Genomic DNA, 546 nt, shown 5'->3' with positions numbered 1-546 from the left:
CTCGGCGGGAAGTGGTTCAACCCGGAGCAGCCCCAGAAGGGCCGCCTCGTGGTCCGCGACCTGTGGCTCAAGCCGGGCCAGTACACGGTCGACGTGTACGCGTGCCAGGCCGGCGTGCTCGACGCGTGGGAGGGCGCGTGGCGCTTCGAGGTGCTGCCCGACCTCCCCTACCCGGAGTTCACGGAGGCGTCCAGCACCGAGAAGGGCATGGTCTTCGTGAACTTCGAGTACGAGGGGGCCTGACGTGGAGCAGACCGTGCAGCGCACCGTCATCACGCCGCCAGGGCGCCTCAACCTGCCGTCCGTGCGCGAGCTGTGGAACGCGCGCGAGGTCGCCGTCCGGCTCGCGCTGCGCGACGTCATCGTGCGGTACCGCCAGACGATCTTCGGCATCACGTGGGTCATCGCGCAGCCGCTCGTCAGCGCCGGGATCTTCACGATCGTCTTCGGGGAGATCGCGGGCCTGTCGACGGGGAAGATCCCCACCTTCCTCTTCACGCTCGCGGGCATGCTGGCCTGGAACCTCTTCAACGGCGCCCTCGGACG

General features: G+C 69.2%; 1 protein-coding gene and 1 pseudogene. Both read left to right on the top strand.

What is annotated here, in order from left to right; genetic code table 11:
- A partial coding sequence (locus G3I78_RS47365) for a hypothetical protein (protein ID WP_164436807.1) occupies nt 1-243 on the top strand: 243 nt, incomplete at its 5' end.
- A 1-nt stretch (nt 244) separates the two neighbouring features.
- Nucleotides 245-546, top strand: a pseudogene (locus tag G3I78_RS47360) (hypothetical protein); the annotation flags it as partial.

It is taken from the genome of Streptomyces sp. SID13726 (genome assembly GCF_010548375.1).
In the GTDB taxonomy this organism is placed as follows: Bacteria; Actinomycetota; Actinomycetes; order Streptomycetales; family Streptomycetaceae; genus Streptomyces.
This window is presented reverse-complemented; position numbering and strand designations above follow the sequence as displayed.